We start from the raw sequence: 621 nt of genomic DNA on the forward strand, positions 1-621 counted from the left end.
TCCTGAAATGCCCAGGTGGCGGAATTGGTAGACGCACTAGTTTCAGGTACTAGCGGGTAACTCCGTGGAGGTTCGAGTCCTCTCCTGGGCACCAAGTTTAACGACAAGTGCAACTTGTTTTGTGAAACCTGGCGAAATGAAATTTTCGTTGAAGGAAAAGCATTTTGGCAAAGGCCTGTCCGGCCGGCGCCCAAAATCCTGAAATGCCCAGGTGGCGGAATTGGTAGACGCACTAGTTTCAGGTACTAGCGGGTAACTCCGTGGAGGTTCGAGTCCTCTCCTGGGCACCAAGTTTTTTGCAGCAGGCTCCTTCGCAGCGTGCGGCACCGATGCATGTCTTGGATGCATCCTCATCGTTGAAATCCTGAAAGCCCAGGTGGCGGAATTGGTAGACGCACTAGTTTCAGGTACTAGCGGGTAACTCCGTGGAGGTTCGAGTCCTCTCCTGGGCACCAAGTTTTTTGCAGCAGGCTCCTTCGCAGCGTGCGGCACCGATGCATGTCTTGGATGCATCCTCATCGTTGAAATCCTGAAAGCCCAGGTGGCGGAATTGGTAGACGCACTAGTTTCAGGTACTAGCGGGTAACTCCGTGGAGGTTCGAGTCCTCTCCTGGGCACCAA

The 621-nt window shown here is 53.8% G+C and carries 4 tRNA genes; all 4 read left to right on the plus strand.

From position 1 onward, the window contains the following. The first annotated feature begins 9 nt into the window (after nucleotides 1-9). The 4 genes from ACODRX_RS25835 to ACODRX_RS25850 all read left to right on the plus strand — a co-directional run bounded on the left by ACODRX_RS25835 (nucleotide 10) and on the right by ACODRX_RS25850 (nucleotide 620). A tRNA-Leu gene (locus ACODRX_RS25835) sits at nucleotides 10-94 on the plus strand. Nucleotides 95-205: 111 nt separating this feature from the next. After that, nucleotides 206-290: transfer RNA gene (locus ACODRX_RS25840), tRNA-Leu, on the plus strand. 80 nt (nucleotides 291-370) lie between these two features. Continuing rightward, nucleotides 371-455: transfer RNA gene (locus tag ACODRX_RS25845), tRNA-Leu, on the plus strand. Nucleotides 456-535: 80 nt separating this feature from the next. Then, a tRNA-Leu gene (locus ACODRX_RS25850) sits at nucleotides 536-620 on the plus strand. Nucleotide 621: the final 1 nt, after the last annotated feature.

This window comes from Comamonas sp. FG99 (assembly GCF_057808605.1).